Raw genomic sequence first — 21,554 nt, forward strand, 5'->3', positions numbered from 1 at the left:
CGGCTATGGCATACCCATAGTCGACCCTTATCAGGATGGTTCACCATGACAGAAGGATACGGAGCGATTTCCAGGCGCGACGTTCTCAAGACCAGCGCGACCGGTGCGGCTATCGCCGGCTCGCTCGGCCCGGGCAACATTGCCGTGGCGCAAGGCCAGGCCGATGCCCCGCCGCAGGCCACGGTCAGCCTCAAGATCAACGGCAAGCCTACCCGGCTTACGCTGGACACGCGCACCACGCTGCTCGACGCGCTGCGCGAACATGTCCGGCTGACAGGCACCAAGAAGGGCTGCGACCACGGCCAGTGCGGGGCCTGTACGGTCATCGTCAACGGGCGCCGCATCAATTCATGCTTGACCCTGGCGGTCATGCACGAAGGGGACGAGGTGACCACGATCGAAGGTCTCGGCGGTCCCGACAACCTGCATCCGATGCAGGCCGCCTTCGTGGAGCATGACGGCTACCAGTGCGGCTACTGCACGCCGGGCCAGATCTGCTCGGCGATCGCCGTGCTCGACGAAATCCGCGCCGGCATTCCCAGCCACGTCACCGAAGACGTATCGAAGGCCCCCGCCATGACGACGCTGGAAATGCGCGAGCGCATGAGCGGCAACATCTGCCGCTGCGGTGCCTATTCCAACATCGCCGAAGCCATGGCGCAGGTTGCCGGGCAGAAGTCGAAGGGGGACAAGGCGTGAAGCCCTTCACCTACGAACGCGCCACCAGCGCGCGCGACGCCGCTGCAAAGGCCGCCGCAACGCCGGGCGCGCGCTTCATCGCCGGTGGCACCAACCTGCTCGACCTGATGAAGCTGGAGATCGAGACGCCGACGCACCTGATCGACGTCAACGGTCTTGGCATGGACAGGATCGAGGCGATGGACGGCGGCGGCCTGCGCATCGGTGCGCTCGTGCGCAACACCGATCTTGCCGCCGATGCCCGTGTCCGCAAGGACTACGGCGTGCTGACCCGCGCGCTGGTGGCCGGTGCATCGGGCCAGTTGCGCAACAAGGCGACGACGGCGGGCAACCTGCTCCAGCGCACGCGCTGCCCCTACTTCTACGACGTCAACATGCCCTGCAACAAGCGTAAGCCCGGATCGGGTTGCGCCGCCATCGGCGGGTTCGCGCGGCAGCTCGGCGTGATCGGCACCAGCGAGGCCTGCATCGCCACGCACCCCAGCGACATGGCGGTGGCGATGCGCGTGCTGGACGCCTCGGTAGAGACGATCCGCCCCGATGGCACCACCCGCGCCATCCCGATCGCCAACTTCCACAAGCTGCCGGGCCAGACCCCGCATGTCGAAACGGCGCTGGAAAAGGGCGAGATGATCATCTCCGTCGCTCTGCCCAAGCCGGTCGGCGGCACGCACATCTACCGCAAGGTCCGCGACCGCGCGTCCTATGCCTTCGCTCTGGTGTCGGTCGCTGCGGTAATCGGGCGTGACGGCAAGGGGGCGGTGGCGCTCGGCGGCGTCGCTCCCAAACCGTGGCGTGTGGAGGAAGCTGACGCACTGCTGCCCAAGGGTTCGAAGGCCGTCGCCGACCGCCTCTTCGCCGGGGCCGCTCCGCATGAAGACAACGCGTTCAAGCTGACGCTGGCCCAGCGCACCATCGCCTCGGTCATCGCGGAAGCGCAAGGCGACAAGGGGATGGGCGCATGAAGTTCGATACTCCCGCAGGGACCAACCCGATCGACCGCATGACCGTGGTCGGCAAGCCCACCGCGCGCATCGATGGCCCGCTGAAGGTGTCCGGCCACGCGCCTTATGCGTATGAGCATCAGGACGTACCGGGCAAGCCAGCGTATGGCTACGTCGTCGGCTCTGCCATCGCCAAGGGTGCCATCCGTTCCATCGATACCGCGCGCGCGGAACGTGCGTCGGGCGTGCTGGCGGTGGTGACGCATCGCAACGCAGGCAAGATAACGAAGGGCAACTTCAACACCGCGATGCTGCTGGGTGGACCCAGGATCCAGCACTACCATCAAGCCATCGCCGTAGTCGTGGCCGAGACGTTCGAGCAGGCACGCTCCGCCGCTGCGCTGATCGACGTCGATTACGCGCGTGACGGTGGCGCCTTCGATCTGGCCGCCGCCAAGGTCGATGCGCCGGACGCCACCGGTTCGGACGCGCCGACTTCGGTAGGCGATTTCGCAGGCGCCTTCGCAGCGGCCCCGGTGCAGCTAGACCAGACCTACACCACGCCCGACCAGAGCCACGCGATGATGGAGCCGCACGCTACCATTGCAGCGTGGGAGGGAGAAAAGCTGACCGTCTGGAGTTCGAACCAGATGGTCGCCTGGGGCGCGGGCGACCTTGCCCGCACGCTGAACATACCCGCGCAGAACGTGCGCCTGATCTCGCCTTACGTGGGCGGCGGCTTCGGCGGCAAGCTGTTCCTGCGCTCGGACGTGCTCATGGCCTCGCTAGGCGCCCGTGCGGCGAAGCGACCCGTCAAGGTGGGGCTGCCCCGCCCGTTCATGGGTAACAACACCACGCACCGCCCCGCCACGATCCAGCGCATCCGGCTTGGTGCCGGACAGGACGGCAAGCTGACCGCGATCGGCCACGAAAGCTGGTCTGGCGATCTGGAAGGCGGCGGTCCCGAAACCGCGACGCAGCAGACCAAGCTGCTTTATGCGGGCGCCAACCGCATGACCGCGCTGCGCCTTGCCGTGCTGGACCTGCCCGAAGGCAATGCCATGCGCGCGCCGGGTGAGGCGCCGGGGCTCATGGCGCTGGAAATCGCCGTTGATGAGATCGCCGAGAAGCTGGGCATGGACCCGGTCAGGTTCCGCGTCATCAACGATACCCAGGTCGATCCCGAACACCCCGAGCGCCCCTTCTCCCAGCGCAATCTGGTGCGCTGTCTGGAAGAAGGTGCCGAGCGTTTCGGCTGGAGCCGGCGCAAGGCTCCGGGTCAGGTGCGCGAAGGGCGCTGGCTGATCGGCATGGGCGTGGCCGCGGCGTTCCGCAACAACCTCAACATGAAATCGGGCGCGCGCGTCCGCCTCAGCCCCTCAGGCCAGGTCACGGTCGAAACCGACATGACCGACATCGGCACCGGCACTTACACCATCATCGCGCAGACCGCTGCCGAGATGATGGGCGTGCCGCTGGCCAAGGTGACGGTGAAGCTGGGCGATTCCTCGTTCCCGGTCTCCGCCGGTTCGGGCGGCCAGTGGGGTGCCAACAGCTCCACCGCCGGCGTCTATGCAGCCTGCGTCAAGCTGCGCGAGGCGATCGTCGCCAAGCTTGGCCTCGGTCAGGGCGAAGCCACGTTCGAAAACGGCCAGGTCCGCGTCGGCAACCGCGCGGCAGACATCGCCGAAGCGGCCAAGGGCGGCGAGATCGTGGTGCAGGATTCAATCGAATTCGGCGACCTTGCCAAGAAGTTCCAGCAGTCCACCTTCGGGGCGCATTTCGTCGAAGTCGCGGTGGACCGTTATACCGGCGAAACGCGGGTGCGGCGGATGCTGGCGGTCTGCGCCGCGGGCCGCATCCTCAATCCCACCTCGGCGCGCAGTCAGGTGATCGGCGCGATGACGATGGGCGTCGGGGGTGCGCTGATGGAGGAACTGGCGGTCGACAAGCGCTTCGGCTTCTTCGTGAACCACGATCTGGCCGGATACGAAGTGCCCGTCCATGCCGACATTCCCCATCAGGACGTCGTCTTCCTCGACGAAGCCGACGACAAGGTCTCACCGATGAAGGCCAAGGGCGTGGGCGAACTGGGCCTTTGCGGCGTCGGTGCGGCGGTTGCCAACGCCATCTACAACGCCACCGGCGTGCGCGTGCGAGACTATCCGATCACGCTGGACAAGCACCTCGACCAGCTGGGCGAAGTGGTGTGATCTGATCTGTGTGTTCTCCCCATTTCTCCCGTAGCAAGTCATCGGGAGGAATGGGGAGGTAGCGCCAAACTCTGTCCCTGCATCCCGTCACCTTGAACTTGTTTCAGGGTCTGTCAGATCATCGGCACCGCAGCGCGGGATCGTCAGCGGCCCTTACGGCCCATTACTCCGTATACGCTTGCGCTATGGGCCCTGAAACAAGTTCAGGCAGACGGGCGTGAGGGCTAAGGGTTGCGCCTTAGCCATATCACCCTCAACCCGCCATCAGGACAGCATCCTGGGCACCGACATCGTGCGGATGGAGAACCGCGCGTCCGGATGTTCCACGCCTTGACGATGCGCCGAACGGTGCTGGACGACACCGTTCTTGCCGAAGCCTTCCACAACCGGGCGGTCGGTCTTGCTGGACAGCCACAGGCGCAGGAGGTGGCGCTTGCGCTGGGGTTCGGGCCAGTCGAAGAACTCGGTCCGCGAATGGAGCGCGGCATAATTCGACAGCCACTGAATATCGCCCGGACGAAAATCCATGGCGATCGCCATGCCGGGTTCGTAAGTGATCTCGTCGAAGAGGCGCAGCACCTCGATCTGGTCCGCGCTCAGCGTCGGCACTCCGGGATATTCCTGCGCAGTCAGGATGTAGAGCGAGCCGGCGTACATCGAGAACACGCCGTCCTTCACACTCACCACCGGTGAAGTATACGTGTCGGCGGGGGCCTCGGCGTCCTGCCGCCGCCAGTCCCAGTGGAACGGCTCCAGCAGCAGATGGGCAAGGTCGGGACGGCGGCGCAGGATTTCGTTGTAGATCTCCGCGCCCGACACCAGGCAGGACAGGCCACCTTCGCGCGCGCCGCGCAGGCACATCAGCGCCACGATGTCGGAACTGTCCGAATGGTAAACCAGCTTGTCCCGCACCTTGGACGATTTGGCAGTGGGGTCGTCCATGGTCTTGTCGCTGGTGGCATAGACATGATCGAGCAGGTCGCCCAACTCGTTCTGGCGGATCGGGTCGCCCATGTGCAGCCCCAGCACATAATAGATCGCGCTGGACAAGGCGTCTGAATAGAGGTCCGATCGAAGCCCCCGCACCAGCACGAACCCGCGCCCGAAATCGACATCGTGGCGCCAGACCTTCACCGCTTCTGCGCAGGCATCCAGCGGATAATCTGTCGCCTGCACGAAGCGCAGGTCGGGGTCTTCTTCAATGAAGCGCTTGCCAAGCGCTTCAAGCTCGGAGAGCTGCGCAAAATCCAGCACATAGACCCAGTCGTTCCCTTCCATGAGGCGATCTCCACGCCAGGCGGCGGCGGTGAGGACGGGACCAAGGGCAGCGGCTGGAACTTCGGCGACGGTCATGCGGCATCTCCTCTGGCGCTTGACCGTCTTCTAGCGACGTGGATGCGTCAGGTCTTGATGCTGGGCGCACGGTGACCTGCGCGTATCTTCACGCCGCGTGAATGTGATGCGGATTCTGGTGCAGTCGGTGTTTGACGGGCTTGGGCTGCAGATGGCGGCGCGGGCGTGCCGGGCGGCGTCCTTCGCGGGTGTCCAGCGTCGCGACGTGGATGGCGTGCCCGTTCATTTCGGCCGAAAGATCGCGGTGCAGGGTGCACACGGCGGGCAGGGCGGTGGTCAGCGTCTTCCAGATCGTCACGAGGGCGGCGATCCCGGCGAAAGCGAATAGAAACGATGCTACGATAGTCATGGCGAGCGACCTTGTTGTTCGTTTCGCGCCCCTGCCCTATGTCCTCCAATGTTCCCCTTGGGCACGAAACTTCAATGAAAACCGATGCTTGCTGCGTTAACAACTTATCACCAGCTTTGCCTTGAGAATACATCTGGGTACGACGGAGTTCCTCGACAAGGCCCCGAATCGCGCGGATTTGCCAATTTCGACGGTGAAATGACAAACCTTTGCGGTGAATTGGGACTGGATTTTATCCTGCGACAAGTCTAAGGGCGCCCCGTTCGCGTCAGATCGTCCGGAATCCTCCAGCGACTCGATGCGGCAATCCACATGGAAGGCGCACATACCGGTGCCGCTTGCGCGGTTCCTGCCTTCCAGAGGTTCAACCGGAAAGGAATTCTATTATGGCGGCTCCCGTCGTCACCATGTCGCAGCTGATCGAGGCCGGTGCCCACTTCGGACACCAGACCCACCGCTGGAACCCGCGCATGAAGCCGTACATCTTCGGTGCGCGCAACGGCATCCACATCATCGACCTGTCGCAGACCGTGCCGCTTTTTGCGCGCGCTCTCGAATTCGTCCAGTCGACCGTTCAGGCCGGCGGCAAGGTTCTGTTCGTCGGCACCAAGCGCCAGGCGCAGGAGCCGATCGCCCAGGCAGCGCGCGCCTGCGGCCAGCACTACGTCAACCACCGCTGGCTGGGCGGCATGCTCACCAACTGGAAGACCATCTCGGGTTCGATCAAGCGCTTCAAGGCTCTTGAAGAGCAGCTGGCTGGCGACACCGCCGGTCTGACCAAGAAGGAAGTCCTCCAGCTGACGCGTGAGCGTGACAAGCTGGAACTGTCGCTCGGCGGTATCCGTGACATGGGCGGCATCCCGGACGTGATGTTCGTGATCGACGCCAACAAGGAAGAGCTGGCGATCAAGGAAGCCAACGTCCTCGGTATCCCGGTCGTCGCCGTGCTCGACACCAACGTGAACCCCAACGGCATCTCGTTCCCGATCCCCGGCAACGACGACGCCAGCCGCGCCGTGCGCCTGTACTGCGAAGCGATCGCTCAGGCTGCGACCAAGGGTGGCCGCGCCGCCGTGGTCGACAGCGGTGCCGACATCGGTTCGTTCGACGAGCCGGTCGCCGAAGAGGCTGCTGTCGAGGCCTGATAGCCCGGCACGACGACTTTTTCGTCACGGAATTGTCGCGCGCCGGGTCCATTGGATCCGGCGCGCACCTGTTTCAAGCATCTGATTCAAGGAGCCTCCACAGGCTCCCCACCCAACAAGAGGATTTGAGCGATGGCTTACACCGCCGCTGACGTGAAGAACCTGCGCGAGCGCTCGGGCGCCGGCATGATGGACTGCAAGAAGGCTCTCGACGAGACGAACGGGGACATCGAAGCCGCGATCGACGCACTGCGTGCCAAGGGCCTTGCCGCCGTTGCCAAGAAGTCCAGCCGCACCGCGGCAGAGGGCCTCGTCGGCATCGCCGTGACCGGCACGAAGGGCGTCGCCGTCGAAGTCAACTCGGAGACGGACTTCGTCGCCAAGAACGACCAGTTCCAGGACTTCGTGCGCAAGACCACCGAAGCTGCCCTGAACGTGACCGGTGACGACATCGAAGCGCTCAAGGCAGCGGCCTATCCGGGCGGCGGCACGGTGACCGACGCGCTGACCAACAACGTCGCGACCATCGGCGAGAACCAGCAGGTTCGCCGCATGAAGACCGTCGAAGTGTCGGCCGGTCTCGTCGTTCCCTACATGCACAACGCCGCGGCGCCGAACCTCGGCAAGATCGGCGTGCTCGTCGCTCTGGAATCGGAAGCACCTGCTGCCGTTCTCGAAGGTCTGGGCAAGCAGATCGCGATGCACATCGCCGCAGCCTTCCCGCTGGCCCTCAACGCCGACGACCTCGATGCCGAGCTGATCGAGCGCGAGCGCAAGATCGCCCAGGAAAAGGCCGCTGAGTCGGGCAAGCCCGAAGCCGTGCAGGCCAAGATGGTCGAAGGCGCCGTGGCCAAGTACGCCAAGGAAAACGCCCTGCTGTCGCAGGTCTTCGTCATGGACAACAAGACCCCGATCCAGCAGGTCGTCGACCAGGCCGGCAAGGAAGCAGGCGCGAAGATCGTCCTCAAGGACTACGTGCGCTTCCAGCTGGGCGAAGGCATCGAGAAGGAAGTCACCGACTTCGCAGCCGAGGTGGCCGCAGCGGTTGCTGGCTGACCTCAGCCCTTCTTTGCTGAATAACGGACGGGCCGCAGAAGCATTGCTTCTGCGGCCCGTTTCGGTTTCGAGGCCCGGGCGTGGTGCCATGCGCCCACGCCTTCCATGATCCGGCCGCATCCGGGGATATGTGGATGGGCAAGGCCTATCTCACATAAAAAACATTCATGATTGACTCGTATCACCGTAGGCGTAGCCTGCTTCCTCGACCCGGCCAGAACCGGGCATAACCGGAGGCATCATGCGCGTAGAACTCGCACCACAGCCACAGAACCCGATCCCCGATCTGTCAGTCCAGTATTCGCCCGAACTCGTAAGGGCCGGAGGCGCCTTTGCCATGGCGCCCTACCAGCATTCGAAGCTGCCGCTGCGCCTGTTTGAGGCCTGCCGCATCGCCACCGCCGTCATCAACGGCTGCACCGTCTGTATGAACTGGCGGGCCCAGCGTGATCTGCGCATCCTCGGCTACGATGGCGGCGTGATCCTGCAGGACAATGCTCCCGGTGAAGCCCCGAACGAAGCAATGTATCAGGCCGTCCTGAACGACGATCTCTCTGCGCTTTCGGAGAAGGAGCGGCTCGCCGTGCGCTTTGCGCAGAAGATGGGCACCGATCCACGCGGACTCGGAGACGACGAAGCATTCTGGGCGCAGCTTAAAAGCGTGATGACCGATGCCGAGATCGTGGACCTGACGCACTGCGTCGCCGCATGGATGGCGATGGGCCGCGTGGCGCATGTTCTGGGCGTGGATGGGGTCTGTTCCATCGGCGGGCCTCTGGCGGAAGCAGCCTGAAGTTAAGGGAGAAGCAGGGGTTTACCACCCCTGCACCCCGTATATCGTCGATGTCGCGCGTGCAGCGGCGTTAGGCACTCGCTCTGCGTCGGGAGACATGAAAGCCTGCGGCACATTCTTCCTCGACAGCGCTGCGCGCACGACGACGACAGTTAAGGGGCCTGGGGCGATGGCCCCAGGACTTCCCTTTTCTTCTACTCAATAAGCCGCCGTAAACCTGCTTTTGGAATGCTTGTGCGCTTCCAGTTCATCCACCATCGCAATCGCGTAATCCGCAAAGCTGATCTTGCTTTCGCCAGCGTCGTCCGTGACCAGCTGGTCGCCGCCGGTGCGATAGTGGCCGGTGCGCGGACCGTCGAAGATCAGCGCGGCGGGGGAGAAGAACGTCCAGTCCACGTCGTCCACCGTGCGCAGGGTTTCCAGGAAGGCAACGCCGCCGACGGCAAAGGGCTTCCACTCGTCCGGGAAGGCGGGCGTATCGATCAGCTTGGTCCCGGGCGCGACTTCGAGGCTGGCGGCGCCCCCGGTCACAAGCATGCGCGGCACGCCAGCTTTGCGCACTGCAGCGAGAAGCGTATCGGTGGTATCGAAATGAAGGGCACTGATGACGGCATCTTTCCCGGTGATCAAGGCGGCTATTTCATCGACTTTGGATGCGTCTCCCGCGCTGACGGTGATGCCATCGCCGGTGGCGATGCGCTCGGGGTGGCGGGCAACGGCCAGCACGTCATGACCGCGCGCGGCGGCTTCACGGACGATCTGCGAACCAACATTGCCGCTGGCGCCGATGACTGCAATCTTCATTTCGATTCTCCACCAGGTATCTAATGGTGACCAGATGTGATAGAGGCCGACGTCATGCAAGAAGGCACTTTCACCGCACCCGGTTACCGCCGGGGAACCGTCTGTCCCGAGCCCGACGTCTTCGCGGCTGACTGCCCTACGCGGCTTCTGCTGGATCGCATCGCCGATAAATGGTCCGTTCTGGTGCTTACCGTGCTGGGGGAGGGAGAAGTTCGCTTCAACGGTCTGAAGCGCAGGATCGGCGGTATTTCGCAGAAGATGTTGAGCCAGACCCTGCGCTCGCTGGAGCGGGACGGGCTGGTGGTGCGGACAGTGACGCCGACGGTGCCGGTCTCGGTCAGCTATGCAACCACCGCGCTGGGGTGCGAACTGCTGCGGACCTTGCGCGGCATGGTGGATTGGGCCGAACGGCGCATGGATGCGGTGGCGCAGGCGCAGACCGCCTATGACGAGCGCGAGAGGCGATTGGCGCAGGCTGCCGGGTAAACCCCCGTTGCCAATTGGCGCGTGCGCTCCTAAAGCCGGGGCCATTCACGCCCACAGGAGACCCAGCGGCATGTCATCCCCCTACAAACGCGTCCTGCTCAAACTGTCGGGCGAGGTGCTGATGGGGAGCCAGCAGTTCGGGATCGATCCGGACTTCGTTGCCGAACTGGCAAAGGAAGTGAAGGCGGCCAAGGAAACCGGTCTTGAGGTGTGCCTCGTCATCGGCGGCGGCAACATCTTCCGGGGCATGGCCGGCGCCGCGCGTGGCATGGACCGGGCGCAGGCCGACTACATGGGCATGCTGGCGACCGTGATGAACGCGCTGGCGATGCAGAACGCGCTGGAGCAGCTGGGCGTCGAAACGCGCGTGCAGTCCGCCGTGCAGATGGACACGGTCTGCGAGCCGGTGATCCGCCGCCGGGCCGAGCGTCACCTTGAGAAAGGCCGCGTGGTCATCTTCGCCGCGGGCGTGGGCGCGCCGTACTTCACCACCGATTCCGGCGCCGCGCTGCGCGCTGCCGAAATGCGTTGCGATGCCCTGCTCAAGGGCACCAGCGTCGACGGCGTCTACGACAGCGATCCGAAGCGCAACCCGGACGCCAAGCGTTACGATTCCGTCGATTACGACACCGTCCTTGCCGACAACCTGCAGGTGATGGACGCCTCCGCCGTGGCCCTGTGCCGCGACAACTCGATTCCGATCGTCGTGTTCTCGATCCGCGAGAAGGGCAACCTTGCCACCGTTCTCGCGGGTGGTGGCACCAAGACGATCGTCCAGAAAGGAGCCTGACATATGGCCAAGTACGACAAGGCGGATCTCGAACGCCGCATGAAGGGCGCGATCGACGCGCTCAAGCACGACCTTTCAGGTCTGCGCACGGGCCGCGCTAACACCGCGCTGCTCGAACCGATCACCGTGACCGTCTATGGCAGCGCGATGCCGATCACCTCGGTCGCTACCATTTCGGCTCCGGAGCCGCGCATGTTGTCGGTGCAGGTGTGGGACAAGTCCAACATCGGGCCGGTGGAAAAGGCGATCCGTTCGGCGGGTTTGGGCCTCAACCCGATCAATGACGGCAACACCCTGCGTCTGCCGATTCCCGATCTGACCGAGGAGCGCCGCAAGGAACTGGCCAAGCTCGCCAGCTCCTACGCGGAAAAGGCGCGCGTCGCCGTGCGCAACGTGCGCCGCGACGGGATCGAGAACCTGAAGGCCGACGAGAAGAAGAAGGAAATCTCGGAAGACGACCGCAAGCGCGGCGAAACCGAAGTCCAGAAGCTGACCGACGAAATGGTGAAGGCTCTCGACGAAGTCTTCGCCGCCAAAGAAAAGGAAATCCTGGGCAAGTGAGGCGCGACCCGATCCGGGTGCGCCTCGCGACGAAGGGAGCCTGATGGCCAGCGACGAAACTCTGCGCGCCCGCCATGTCGCCATCATCATGGATGGTAACGGGCGCTGGGCGAAGAAGCGCCTGCTTCCCCGCGCGGTGGGTCACCAGCGCGGGGTTGAGGCGGTGCGCCGCGTCGTGCGCGGCGCGCGGGAGATGGGGCTGGAGGCACTGACGCTCTACGCCTTCTCTACCGAGAACTGGCGCCGTCCCGAGGACGAGATCTCGGACCTGATGAGCCTGATGAAGCGGTTCATCCTCTCCGACCTCGACGAATTCGCGTTGGCGGGCGTCCGGCTCAAGATCATCGGCGACTACAAGGCGTTCAAGCCTGACGTGGTCGAGCTGGTGGAGGGCGCGATGGCTCGCACCGCGCAGAATACCGGCACGACGCTGGCAGTGGCGCTGAACTACGGCTCGCAGGACGAGATCGCCCGCGCCGCCACCCGGGCCGCGGCCAAGGGCGCGATCACGCCCGAAACCATTGCCGCCGAACTCGACACCGCAGACCTGCCGCCGCTGGACCTGCTCATCCGTACCTCCGGCGAAGTGCGGCTTTCGAACTTCCTGCTGTGGCAGGCAGCTTATGCCGAGATGCTGTTCACCGATGTGCTCTGGCCGGACTTCACCGCCGATCATTTGCGTGACGCTCTGACGACCTTCACCACACGGGAGCGTCGCTATGGCGGGCGCTGAACCTCCGGCGAAGGGTACGTCCGACCTCAAGGTGCGGACCCGGTCGGCGATCGTCATGGTGCTGGTCGCGGGGGCTGCGCTCTGGTTCGGCGGGCCGGTATGGATCGCCTTCGTGGGCGCGGTATCGGTGGGCGTGCTGTGGGAATGGATCCGGCTGGCACGGCGCATCTCGCCGGGGCCAGGCGCGCGGGCGGCGTGGAATTTCGCGGGGATGCTCTATGTGGGCATTGGCGCGGCGATGCTGATGTTCCTGCACAACGCGGCCTTCACCGCTGCTCCGATCCTGACGGTGCTGGCAACGGTGATCGCGGTGGACGTCGGCGCCTATTTCACCGGACGCACCCTGCGGGGTCCGAAGATCGCGCCGTCGATCAGCCCGTCCAAGACCTGGTCCGGCCTGATGGGCGGCGTGTTCGGGGCGACCCTGGCGCTCTTCGCAGCTGCCCGGTTGTGGCAGGAAGGCGCGATACGCCTGACGCCGGACGTCTCTGCCGCCGATGCGGTATCGTGCTTTGGGACGCAGCCATGCTGGTATGCCCAGGCCGGCCTCCTGCCGCTGCTGGGCGTGTGCCTGGGGATGGGCGTGCTGATTGCCGTTTGCGCACAGGCGGGCGATTTCTTCGAAAGCTGGATGAAGCGCCGCGCGGGGTTCAAGGACTCGGGCAATCTCATTCCGGGGCATGGCGGTTTCTTCGACCGGGTTGACGGATTGCTGGCCGTGCTGTTCCTACTGGCTGTGACCATCGTGATCCTGTCCTGACCATGCGTACCCTGACCGTTCTGGGCGCCACCGGCTCCATCGGCGCATCGACGCTGGACCTCATCCGCCGCAACCGCGCGCAGTGGCGCGTCGTCGCCCTGACGGCGCATTCCAATGCCGTCGAACTGGCGAAGCTGGCGCGCGAGTTCGATGCCGAGGTCGCTGTCGTCGCGGACGAGGCGCACCTGCCCACCCTGCGCGAGGCTCTGTCCGGATCGGGCATTGAGGCGGCGGGCGGTCCTGCGGCTCTGGTCGAGGCTGCGGCGCGGCGCGCGCAAGTCACTCTGGCCGCTATCGTCGGCTGTGCGGGGCTGGCCCCCACGATGGCCGCGATCGAGCAGGGCGGCGTCATCGCGCTCGCCAACAAGGAAGCACTGGTTTCCGCCGGAGAGGTGATGATGGCCGCCGTGGCGCGGCATGGCGCCACGCTGCTGCCTGTCGACTCGGAGCACAACGCGATCTTCCAGTGCCTGAATGGCAACGACCGGGAAGACGTGCGCTGGATCACCCTGACGGCCAGCGGCGGTCCGTTCCGCGACTGGTCGATGGAGCGCCTTGCCGCCGCCACCCCGGCTGAGGCCGTGCGCCACCCCAACTGGGACATGGGCGCGAAGATCAGTGTCGATTCGGCGACCATGTTCAACAAGGGCCTCGAACTGATCGAGGCACACCACCTGTTCCCGGTTGGCCTGGATAAGTTGCGCATCATCGTTCACCCGCAGTCCGTGGTGCATTCGATGGTAGAATACCGCGACGGATCGACGCTGGCGCAGCTTGGCCCGTCGGACATGCGGGTGCCCATCGCTTCCGCGCTGGCGTGGCCGGCGCGCATGGAAACGCCGTGCGACCCGCTGGATCTGGCGGAAGTCGGTGAACTGACCTTCCGCAAGCCCGATGAAGTACGCTTCCCCGCAACGCGTCTGGCGCGGGAAGCGGCTCAGGCAGGCGGAGCGATTCCGGCAGTGCTCAATGCCGCCAACGAGATCGCCGTCGCGGCTTTCCTCGGCGGTCAGATTTCGTTCACGCATATCGCGGCACAAGTCGAAGATGTGCTATTGTCTTACGCACCGCCACCGCCGGGCTGCCTGTCTGACGTCCTCGACGTCGATGGAGAAGCACGGGCAAGGGCGCGGCTGCTCGTGAGCAGCACCTGAAGAAAGGCCAAGCTTGACTGGTTCCCCAGGACTATTGACGACGATCTTCGCCTTTCTCCTGGTGCTGGGGCCGCTGGTCCTGATTCATGAGCTGGGCCATTATCTGGTCGGCCGTCTTTTCGGGGTGAAGGCGGATGCCTTTTCCATCGGCTTCGGCAAGGAAATCGCAGGGTGGACCGACCGGCGTGGCACTCGCTGGAAGCTGTCGCTGCTGCCTTTGGGCGGTTATGTGCAGTTCGCGGGCGACATGAACCCATCAAGCGCGCCTAACCCCAACGATGCGCGCCTTTCGCCTGAAGAGCGGGCGCAGACCTTCCACTCCAAGCCGCTGTGGCAGCGCGCGCTGATCGTGCTGGCCGGCCCGATGACCAACTTGCTGCTGTGCGTGATCATCTTTGCCGGGTTCTATGCGATCTATGGCCGGATGATCGCAGACCCGGAAATCAGCGGCTTTGCGGATAATTCGCCCGCCGCGCAGGCCGGGCTTCGCCTAGGCGACCGGATCGTCGCCATCGATGGCGAAAAGGTGGAAACCGCGCAGGACGTGCCCGCCATCGTCCTCTACTACCCCGGCAAGACCCTGAATATCGCCGTCGAGCGTGATGGACAGACCATCGTGCGTCCGGTCAAGGCGGCGTCGCGCGAGTTGACCGATCAATTCGGCAACAAGGCACGCATCGGCGATCTGGGCGTGGAACTCATCCCGCCGATGGTGGGCGGCTTCTTCGGCGAATCGACTGCAGAGAAGGCGGGCCTCAAGGTCGGCGACCGGATCGTGTCGGTCGGCGGCACTTCCGTGGATGGATTCGACGACATTCCGCGCCTGATCCGCCCCAACGCGGGGCGCACGATCGACATAGCCGTGCGACGCGACGGCAGGCTCATCACCGTGCCCGTTCCGATCGGCCAGGGGAAGGCGCCGGACGAGCAGGGCCGTCTACAGTCGGTTGGGCAGATCGGCGTGATTCCGGGCCGTCTCGACAAGCCCGGCGTGATGCGTGCGATCGTGCTCGGCTTCGACCAGAGCATGAATGCGATCGGCAACATCGTGACGGGCCTCAAGCAGATCGTCACCGGCGATCGTTCGGTTCGCGAACTGGGCGGACCGATCAAGATCGCGCAGTATTCGGGACAGAGTCTGAGCCTGGGCTGGGCCTCTTTCGTCGAATTCGTCGCCTTCATCTCGATTAACTTGGCATTCATCAACCTCCTGCCAATCCCTGGCCTCGACGGCGGACATCTGGCTTTCTACGCGGCAGAACTGGTCCGACGCAGGCCTCTGGGTGTCCGCAGCCAGGAATGGGCCATCAGGACGGGCGTAGTGCTGGTGCTGGCACTGATGGTGTTCGTCACGGTCAACGATCTTGCCTCGTTGCCGATTTTCGCCCGGTAGGTGATTATCGGCGGTAAGCGGTTTTTGGGGGATAGCCCGCAGGGATTCAGTGGCGATCACAAAGTTGCCGGATTTTGTCTGCTTGATTGGACGCGCTCCATCGGGCAGATGGCTGCGATTGCCTGCGGGGCCGGGTGCTTCCCCTTAGGTAATCGTTCCAGGCCGGGTGGTCTGTTTTTCATCGCGAAAGCGAATACGGGATTTTGCGTAGAATGATCGGACGGGAATTGGTTCGCAGCACTGGAAGGCGCAGCGCCGGCGGCCTCTTGGGTTCGCAAGTCGCAGCAGTTCTTCTTGGAACCACCATCCTCTCGGTGATGCCGGTTGAGGCTTTTGCCCAGGCTGCGCCATCTTCGGGCAAGGCGGCCAGGCCTGCCGGCAAGCCGGGCAAGCGCACGCCGGTCCCGGCTGCGGCACCTGCCGCGCCTGCGCCTGCGGTCGTTGCGCCGGCCGAGCAGGGCCAGCCCATTCAGACCATCGTGGTCAAGGGTTCGGAGCGTCTCGAAGGGCAGACGGTGCTGTCCTACATCACCCTGCGTGCGGGCCAGCTCTATACCAAGGTGGCGGCTGACACTGCGCTCAAGGATCTCTACGCGACCGAACTGTTCAAGGACGTGCAGGTCGGCTTTGCCGACGGCGTCGTAACGATCACCGTTCAGGAAAACCCGGTCGTCAACCGCATCATTCTTGAAGGCAACAAGCGCATCAAGGACGACAAGATCCTGCCCGAGATCAAGGTCGCCCCGCGCCAGATCTTTACCCGCTCCAAGATCCGCGCCGACGTGGCCCGCATCATCGAGCTTTACAAGCGCCAGGGCCGCTATGCCGCTACGGTCGAGCCGAAGATGGTTGCGCTCGATCAGAACCGCGTCGACATCGTTTTCGAGATCACCGAGGGCGACAAGTCCAAGGTCCGCCAGATCAACATCATCGGCAACGAGCATTTCTCCGCAGGCGAACTGCGCGGCCAGATGGTGACCAAGCAGGCGCGCTTCACTCGTCTGTTCAGCTCGGGCACCAGCTACGATCCCGATCGCATGGCCTTCGACCAGCAGAAGCTTCGCCAGTTCTACCTGACGCAGGGCTATGCCGATTTCCGCGTGGTGTCGGCAGTGGCCGAACTCACCCCGGACAAGAAGGACTTCATCATCACGTATGTGGTGGAGGAAGGGAAGCGCTACAAGTTCGGCGACGTGAAGGTGGAAAGCCAGCTTCGCGAATTCGATGGCGACAAGCTGGCCGCCAGCCTGCCTATGCACAAGGGCGACTGGTACAACGCCAAGCAGGTCGAAGACACGATCGAGAGCCTGAACGAGACCGCCGGCGCCTTCGGTTACGCCTTCGCGGATGTGCGTCCGCAGTATGACCGCGACAAGGAAAACCTCACCATGGGGTTGACCTTCGTGATCCAGGAAGCGCCGCGCGTCTACGTTGAGAGGATCGACATCAACGGCAACACGCTGACCCAGGACAAGGTCGTGCGCCGTGAATTCCGCCTGGCGGAAGGTGACGCGTTCAACTCGGTTCAGGTCAAGCGTTCGACCAACCGCATCAAGTCGCTGGGCTACTTCCAGGAAAAGTTCGAGGTCGAGCAGAAGCCCGGCAGCGCCGAAGACCGCATTCTGCTGGAAGCCAACGTCGAAGAAAAGCCGACCGGCGAACTGCAGCTCTCGGCCGGTTTCTCCAGCCTCGAAAGTTTCATCTTCCAGGCATCGATCCGCCAGCGCAACTTCCGCGGGCGTGGCCAGACGGTGGGCCTTTCGGGCAGCATCTCGCGCTATTCCAAGAGCGTGGAGGCCAGCTTCGTCGAGCCTTACCTGTTCGACAAGAACGTGTCGCTGGGCGTGAACATCTATCGCCGCGACTTCAACAGCTTCAATTATTACAACACTAACCGCAACACGACCTACGAACAGTCGACCACCGGTTTCAGCGTTCGTGCGGGCGTGCCGCTGACGGAATATCTGACCGCCGTGGGCAGCTATACGCTGAACTATGACGACATCAGCCTGGGCAGCGAATACAACGACGCCAATGGCAATTGTGATCCGCTGATCGCTAGCCGTTATCTTTGCGATGCAGTCGGCAAGCGGCTCAGCTCCATCATCGGCGGATCGCTGATCTACGATACGCTGGACAACCGCATGCGCCCGACGCGCGGCATCACCGCTTCGGTCAATGTCGATTTTGCGGGCCTTGGCGGCGATGTGAAGTATGCGCGCATCCGCGCCAATGCATCCAAGTTCACCAACCTGGGCAAGGGCTTCATCTTCTCGCTCTCCGCAGAAGGTGGCGCGATCAAGGGCCTGTCCGGTCAGGACATCCGCATCAACGACCGCTTCTATCTCGGTCAGCCCCAGTTCCGTGGCTTCGCGATCCGCGGCGTCGGCCCGCGCGTGCTGCGCAAGTACATCACCGACGGTGTTGTCTCGACCGACCGCGACAACTGGCAGGACGACGCGCTGGGCGGCAAATACTACTACATGGGCCGCGCCGAGCTGGAGATTCCGCTGGGCTCCGGCGCGCGTGAGATGGGCCTGCGCCCGTCGATCTTCGCCGACGTCGGTGCCGTGTGGAGTGTCAAGCGTCCGGACCTGCTGAATTGCCAAAATGGGTGCGTTCCGACGTATTTCATCAAGGACGCCAACGGCGTAGATACCACCACGACCACGACATCGGCGACGGACACCAGTGGTCGCCAACTCACCGCCACCGGCAGCTATGCATACAACTTCGTCGAGGAATTCGTCGGTGATACGTGGAAGCCGCGTGTCGCCGTCGGTATCGGCGTGAACTGGAACTCGCCCTTCGGGCCGTTCCGCATCGACTTCTCGCGCGTGCTGCTCAAGCAGAACGGCGACGATCCCAAGGCATTCAACTTCAACGTGGGAACCCAGTTCTGATGACTACCAAGACCAAGTTCGTCGCGTTGGCCGCCGGCCTCGCGCTCGCCGCTGCTGCCAACCCCGCGCTGGCCGCCAAGAAGGACGCGGCTCCGGCTGCATCCGCCGCTTCGGGCGGCACCATCGTGCAGGGCCTGGGTGTTGCCAGCTTCGATGCGGTGATCGCCAACTCGAACGCGTACAAGACGGCTGAAACCCAGCGCCAGACCACGTTCAAGGCGCAGTTCGACCAGGCGCAGACCCGCCAGAACGCGCTCAACACCCAGATCAAGCCGCTGATCGACAAGTTCAACGCCGATCGCCAGGGCGGCAAGGCCACGCAGGCCTCGCTTGAGCAGCAGGCCGGCAGCATCCAGCAGATCCAGGAGAACGGCAAGGCCGAACTCCAGCGCATCCTGCAGCCGGTCGGCCTGTCGCAGGCCTATGTCAACGAGCAGATCGAAGACAAGCTGAACGACGCGGTGAAGGCGGCGATGACCAAGAAGGGCGTGTCGATCCTGATCTCGCCCGATGCAATCCTGGCTGTCAACGGCGGCGCCTACAACCTCAATCAGGACATCCTGAACGAGCTGAACACCGCGCTGCCTTCGGCGCAGCTGGTACCGCCCGCAGGCTGGGAACCGCGCCAGGTTCGCGAACAGCGCGCGCAGCAGGCCGCCGCTCAGGGTCAGGCCGCTCCGGCAGCCGCACCCGCCGCAGCACCCTCGGGTCGCTGATCGGAACCGCACGGGCATGAGTGACAAGACAGAAGTCGTGTACGATACCGCGAAGATCCTGGCGGCGCTTCCGCACCGCTATCCGATGCTGCTCGTCGACCGCGTCGTCTCGATTTCCGAGGAGGAAATCGAGGCGGTCAAGGCGGTGAGCTTCAACGAGGACTTCTTCCAGGGACACTTCCCCGGTCGTCCGATTATGCCCGGCGTCCTCCAGATCGAAGCGCTGGCACAGGCCGCGGGCATCCTCGCGATCGAGAGCCTCGGCCTCGCCGGTACCGGCAAGCTGGTCTATTTCATGGCCATCGAGGACGCGAAGTTCCGCGCGCCCGTCACCCCCGGCCACCTGCTGACGCTGCGCACGGGCTTCGTCCAGAAGCGTTCGCGCGTGTGCAAGTTCTGGGGCAAGGCTTCCATCGACGAAAAGGTGACCTGCGAGGTCAATTTCACGGCGATGATCGCAGACGCCTGATCGCTGGGCGCGGGGCCGGCTCCCAGCGTCACCCGTGATACCTGTTGCATTCCGGCGCGCTTCGCTGTAAGCGCGCCGCTTTCCAAGCCAGGCCGGTCGGAACCGGCCACATGCGAAAGAGACATACCATGAAGGCCGATACGCATCCCGACTATCACACCATCACGGTGCAGATGACCGACGGCAGCACCTTCCAGACCCGCTCGACCTGGGGCAAGGAAGGCGACACGCTGGTTCTGGACATCGATCCGACCTCGCACCCGGCGTGGACCGGCGGCAAGGCCCAGCTTCAGGACGGTGGCCGCGTGGCCCAGTTCAACAAGCGTTTCGGCGGTCTCTCGCTCAAGAAGAACTGATTGCGCGGGGCGCGATCGCCCCATGCATCAGTTCACGAAGAAGGCGGTCCTCGGGCCGCCTTTTTTGTTGCCTGCAACGCTCGGAAATTTCCCGACGAGTTGCGATTGCCTTTCATGTGCATGGCTTTAGGGTCGCTTGCAGACCACGCGGGACGGGGGAACGTCAATGCGTGCGGCTGCGTTCTGCAGCCATGCCGAAGAACCGGAGACATGAAATGAAGCGATCCTCCCGCATTCTCGCCGCCTCGGTGACCTTCATCACCATCGCTGGCGTGGCTCACGCCGCCGACAAGCATGCCGGCCATTCGGCAACGACGGCGGCTGCGGCGCCGATGGTTCACGCCGACCTGATCGGGCTGGACGGCAAGAAGATCGGCATGGTCATGTTGCAGGAAACGCCCGCAGGCGTTCTCGTCAACGCCGAGGCCAGGGGGCTTCCCGCCGGCGAACACGGCTTCCATTTCCACCAGAAGGGCCTGTGCGACACTGCGACCAAGTTCGACAGTTCGGGCGGTCACTTCACCGGTGGCGATCATCAGCACGGCTACATGGTCGCCACCGGCCCGCATGGCGGCGACATGCCCAACCAGACGGTCGGCGCGGACGGCGCGCTGAAGACACAGGTGCTCAATACGGGCGTTACCCTTTCAGGCGGCCCCAAGTCGCTGCTGGATGCGGACGGCTCGGCCTTGGTGATCCACGCTGGCATCGATGACTACACCAGCCAGCCTTCGGGCAATGCTGGCGGGCGCATTGCCTGTGCGGTGATCCCTGCGGCGAAGTAAGAACTGTTGCGACTGAGTTTCGACAGGCTCGGCCTGAGTCTGTCGAAACCCCACTGCTCAAACCCTCACCCCCAGGGTCGCTCACGATACCACTGCGTGATGACGTATTTGCGCCCCTTGCGTACTTTCATCGCGTGGTGGAGGGTGGCGGCATTGCCGCTGCCATCGGGGCGGCGGTTGTTCCAGCCGACCAGCTTCCCGACCTCGGGCTGGATCATCTTGTCGATGACCTTGAACCGCGTCGCGCCACCGGCCTCGACCTCGTTGAGGTAGATCATGAAGGTCCAGGTGCGTTGCCCCGCGACCGCGCAGTATTTCTGGAAGTCGGCGCTGTTCGGCTCGAAATAGTCGGTATGTGCCTTGAATTCCTGCCCCACCTCATAGCGTTGACCCTGCAGCGGTTCCGCATGGCTGAGCGGTATTCCCGAGAGGTCGGAAAGCGCCCGCGCAAGGGCGCCCACTATCGGATTATCGGTCGACAGGTCGCAGGTGGTGCTGGTGCGAAACGCGTCGTCGCCGTTGTAATCGGCAAGAGTGGAAGGGCGGTTGTTTCCCTCGATCAGCGCGACCAACTGCGCGCAGCGTTCCACGCTGAGGAACTCGCGCAGGATGAACAGTTCCAGCCGCGAAGAAGGGAAGCGGGCCGCGCCGGGATGAGCGAGCAATCTTGCCGCCGATGATTCGCCTGATCCGTCCATGCACGCACTCTAGCCACTGGCGCGGAAGAGGAAAATCGGCGCTGGGACGCGTCTGGCGAATATCCCCGAACGACAATTTCGCCGTGCATTCATTTTTGTTTTGCAAGAATCTCCATGCTGTGCAAAAGGCGCGCTCCCGCACCGGAACGCTTGATGTTCGGGTTTGCAGGACGCGGTGCTCTTCGGAGCGCGCTTGTGGCGATCGTAGCTCAGTTGGTTAGAGCGCCGGTTTGTGGTACCGGAGGTCGTGGGTTCGAACCCCATCGATCGCCCCATCTTTTCTCACCACACGTTGACTGTCCATCCGATTTCAGGCCGGACGCCGCACCGGGCGGGTATGAAATCCCCGATTGGCGAGGAAAAGCGCGGTGCTTTGATTTGAGCCACTTGCTCC

The 21,554-nt window shown here is 64.0% G+C and carries 22 protein-coding genes and 1 tRNA gene; 19 read left to right on the forward strand and 4 right to left on the reverse strand.

What is annotated here, in order from left to right; translation table 11 throughout:
• The first annotated feature begins 45 nt into the window (after nucleotides 1-45).
• The 3 genes from paoA to paoC are packed head-to-tail and all read left to right on the forward strand — an operon-like array spanning nucleotide 46 to nucleotide 3,856.
• Complete coding sequence (gene paoA, locus GGR40_RS09670; protein ID WP_429276027.1) at nucleotides 46-699, forward strand: aldehyde dehydrogenase iron-sulfur subunit PaoA; 654 nt, start codon at nucleotides 46-48, stop codon at nucleotides 697-699.
• Nucleotides 696-1,664, forward strand: a complete 969-nt coding sequence (locus tag GGR40_RS09675) for an FAD binding domain-containing protein (protein ID WP_429276028.1) — start codon at nucleotides 696-698, stop codon at nucleotides 1,662-1,664. The genes paoA and GGR40_RS09675 overlap by 4 nt, the downstream gene beginning before the upstream one ends.
• The gene (paoC, locus tag GGR40_RS09680) at nucleotides 1,661-3,856 is read left to right on the forward strand and encodes an aldehyde oxidoreductase molybdenum-binding subunit PaoC (protein WP_429276029.1); all 2,196 of its coding nucleotides are present in this window, start codon (nucleotides 1,661-1,663) and stop codon (nucleotides 3,854-3,856) included. The genes GGR40_RS09675 and paoC overlap by 4 nt, the downstream gene beginning before the upstream one ends.
• 264 nt (nucleotides 3,857-4,120) lie before the next feature.
• Here the strand turns inward: paoC and GGR40_RS09685 are convergent, their stop codons facing one another.
• Together GGR40_RS09685 and GGR40_RS09690 are read right to left on the reverse strand one after the other, a co-directional pair.
• Nucleotides 4,121-5,209 carry a TauD/TfdA family dioxygenase gene (locus GGR40_RS09685; protein WP_429276030.1) on the reverse strand — a complete coding sequence of 363 codons (1,089 nt, stop codon included), beginning with the start codon at nucleotides 5,207-5,209 and terminating at the stop codon, nucleotides 4,121-4,123.
• Between the two features lie 88 nt (nucleotides 5,210-5,297).
• Entirely contained in the window at nucleotides 5,298-5,558 is a 261-nt protein-coding gene (locus GGR40_RS09690) for a hypothetical protein (protein WP_429276031.1), read from the reverse strand.
• Nucleotides 5,559-5,944: 386 nt separating this feature from the next.
• Here GGR40_RS09690 and rpsB point away from each other — a divergent pair, with 386 nt between their 5' ends.
• The 3 genes from rpsB to GGR40_RS09705 all read left to right on the forward strand — a co-directional run bounded on the left by rpsB (nucleotide 5,945) and on the right by GGR40_RS09705 (nucleotide 8,552).
• Complete coding sequence (rpsB, locus tag GGR40_RS09695; RefSeq protein WP_429276032.1) at nucleotides 5,945-6,703, forward strand: 30S ribosomal protein S2; 759 nt, start codon at nucleotides 5,945-5,947, stop codon at nucleotides 6,701-6,703.
• 132 nt (nucleotides 6,704-6,835) lie between these two features.
• Entirely contained in the window at nucleotides 6,836-7,759 is a 924-nt protein-coding gene (gene tsf, locus GGR40_RS09700; protein WP_429276033.1) for a translation elongation factor Ts, read from the forward strand.
• Between the two features lie 241 nt (nucleotides 7,760-8,000).
• Nucleotides 8,001-8,552: a carboxymuconolactone decarboxylase family protein gene (locus GGR40_RS09705; protein ID WP_429276034.1), complete on the forward strand. Its 552-nt coding sequence runs from the start codon at nucleotides 8,001-8,003 to the stop codon at nucleotides 8,550-8,552.
• Nucleotides 8,553-8,750: 198 nt separating this feature from the next.
• Here GGR40_RS09705 and GGR40_RS09710 read toward each other — a convergent pair whose 3' ends face one another.
• The gene (locus GGR40_RS09710) at nucleotides 8,751-9,356 is read right to left on the reverse strand and encodes an NAD(P)-dependent oxidoreductase (protein WP_429276035.1); all 606 of its coding nucleotides are present in this window, start codon (nucleotides 9,354-9,356) and stop codon (nucleotides 8,751-8,753) included.
• 54 nt (nucleotides 9,357-9,410) lie between these two features.
• Between GGR40_RS09710 and GGR40_RS09715 the strand changes: the two genes are divergently transcribed.
• The 12 genes from GGR40_RS09715 (at nucleotide 9,411) to GGR40_RS09770 (ending at nucleotide 20,462) form a co-directional block, all read left to right on the forward strand.
• A complete protein-coding gene (locus GGR40_RS09715) occupies nucleotides 9,411-9,842 on the forward strand; it encodes a winged helix-turn-helix transcriptional regulator (protein WP_429276036.1) in 432 nt (143 codons plus the stop codon).
• A gap of 70 nt (nucleotides 9,843-9,912) precedes the next feature.
• Nucleotides 9,913-10,632, forward strand: a complete 720-nt coding sequence (gene pyrH / locus GGR40_RS09720; RefSeq protein WP_429276037.1) for a UMP kinase — start codon at nucleotides 9,913-9,915, stop codon at nucleotides 10,630-10,632.
• A gap of 3 nt (nucleotides 10,633-10,635) precedes the next feature.
• Entirely contained in the window at nucleotides 10,636-11,193 is a 558-nt protein-coding gene (gene frr, locus GGR40_RS09725; RefSeq protein WP_429276038.1) for a ribosome recycling factor, read from the forward strand.
• A 43-nt stretch (nucleotides 11,194-11,236) separates the two neighbouring features.
• Nucleotides 11,237-11,926 (forward strand): polyprenyl diphosphate synthase, encoded by a 690-nt coding sequence (gene uppS, locus GGR40_RS09730; protein WP_429276039.1) that lies wholly within the window; start codon nucleotides 11,237-11,239, stop codon nucleotides 11,924-11,926.
• Nucleotides 11,913-12,686 (forward strand): phosphatidate cytidylyltransferase, encoded by a 774-nt coding sequence (locus tag GGR40_RS09735; RefSeq protein WP_429276040.1) that lies wholly within the window; start codon nucleotides 11,913-11,915, stop codon nucleotides 12,684-12,686. The genes uppS and GGR40_RS09735 overlap by 14 nt, the downstream gene beginning before the upstream one ends.
• A 2-nt stretch (nucleotides 12,687-12,688) precedes the next feature.
• Nucleotides 12,689-13,840, forward strand: a complete 1,152-nt coding sequence (locus GGR40_RS09740) for a 1-deoxy-D-xylulose-5-phosphate reductoisomerase (RefSeq protein ID WP_429276041.1) — start codon at nucleotides 12,689-12,691, stop codon at nucleotides 13,838-13,840.
• Between the two features lie 13 nt (nucleotides 13,841-13,853).
• Entirely contained in the window at nucleotides 13,854-15,233 is a 1,380-nt protein-coding gene (rseP, locus tag GGR40_RS09745) for an RIP metalloprotease RseP (protein ID WP_429276042.1), read from the forward strand.
• 212 nt (nucleotides 15,234-15,445) lie between these two features.
• Nucleotides 15,446-18,136: an outer membrane protein assembly factor BamA gene (gene bamA / locus GGR40_RS09750; protein WP_429276043.1), complete on the forward strand. Its 2,691-nt coding sequence runs from the start codon at nucleotides 15,446-15,448 to the stop codon at nucleotides 18,134-18,136.
• The gene (locus GGR40_RS09755; protein ID WP_429276044.1) at nucleotides 18,136-18,852 is read left to right on the forward strand and encodes an OmpH family outer membrane protein; all 717 of its coding nucleotides are present in this window, start codon (nucleotides 18,136-18,138) and stop codon (nucleotides 18,850-18,852) included. Before bamA ends, GGR40_RS09755 begins: the two co-directional genes overlap by 1 nt.
• 16 nt (nucleotides 18,853-18,868) lie before the next feature.
• Complete coding sequence (gene fabZ, locus GGR40_RS09760) at nucleotides 18,869-19,321, forward strand: 3-hydroxyacyl-ACP dehydratase FabZ (protein WP_429276045.1); 453 nt, start codon at nucleotides 18,869-18,871, stop codon at nucleotides 19,319-19,321.
• 128 nt (nucleotides 19,322-19,449) lie between these two features.
• Entirely contained in the window at nucleotides 19,450-19,677 is a 228-nt protein-coding gene (rpmE, locus tag GGR40_RS09765) for a 50S ribosomal protein L31 (RefSeq protein WP_232494211.1), read from the forward strand.
• Nucleotides 19,678-19,892: 215 nt separating this feature from the next.
• The gene (locus tag GGR40_RS09770) at nucleotides 19,893-20,462 is read left to right on the forward strand and encodes a superoxide dismutase family protein (protein ID WP_429276046.1); all 570 of its coding nucleotides are present in this window, start codon (nucleotides 19,893-19,895) and stop codon (nucleotides 20,460-20,462) included.
• A gap of 65 nt (nucleotides 20,463-20,527) precedes the next feature.
• Here the strand turns inward: GGR40_RS09770 and GGR40_RS09775 are convergent, their stop codons facing one another.
• Nucleotides 20,528-21,160, reverse strand: a complete 633-nt coding sequence (locus GGR40_RS09775) for a prolyl hydroxylase family protein (protein WP_429276047.1) — start codon at nucleotides 21,158-21,160, stop codon at nucleotides 20,528-20,530.
• 198 nt (nucleotides 21,161-21,358) lie between these two features.
• Here GGR40_RS09775 and GGR40_RS09780 point away from each other — a divergent pair.
• A tRNA-His gene (locus GGR40_RS09780) sits at nucleotides 21,359-21,435 on the forward strand.
• The last annotated feature ends 119 nt before the right edge of the window (nucleotides 21,436-21,554 follow it).

The organism is Novosphingobium gossypii, from assembly GCF_050433305.1.
GTDB lineage: Bacteria > Pseudomonadota > Alphaproteobacteria > Sphingomonadales > Sphingomonadaceae > Novosphingobium > Novosphingobium gossypii.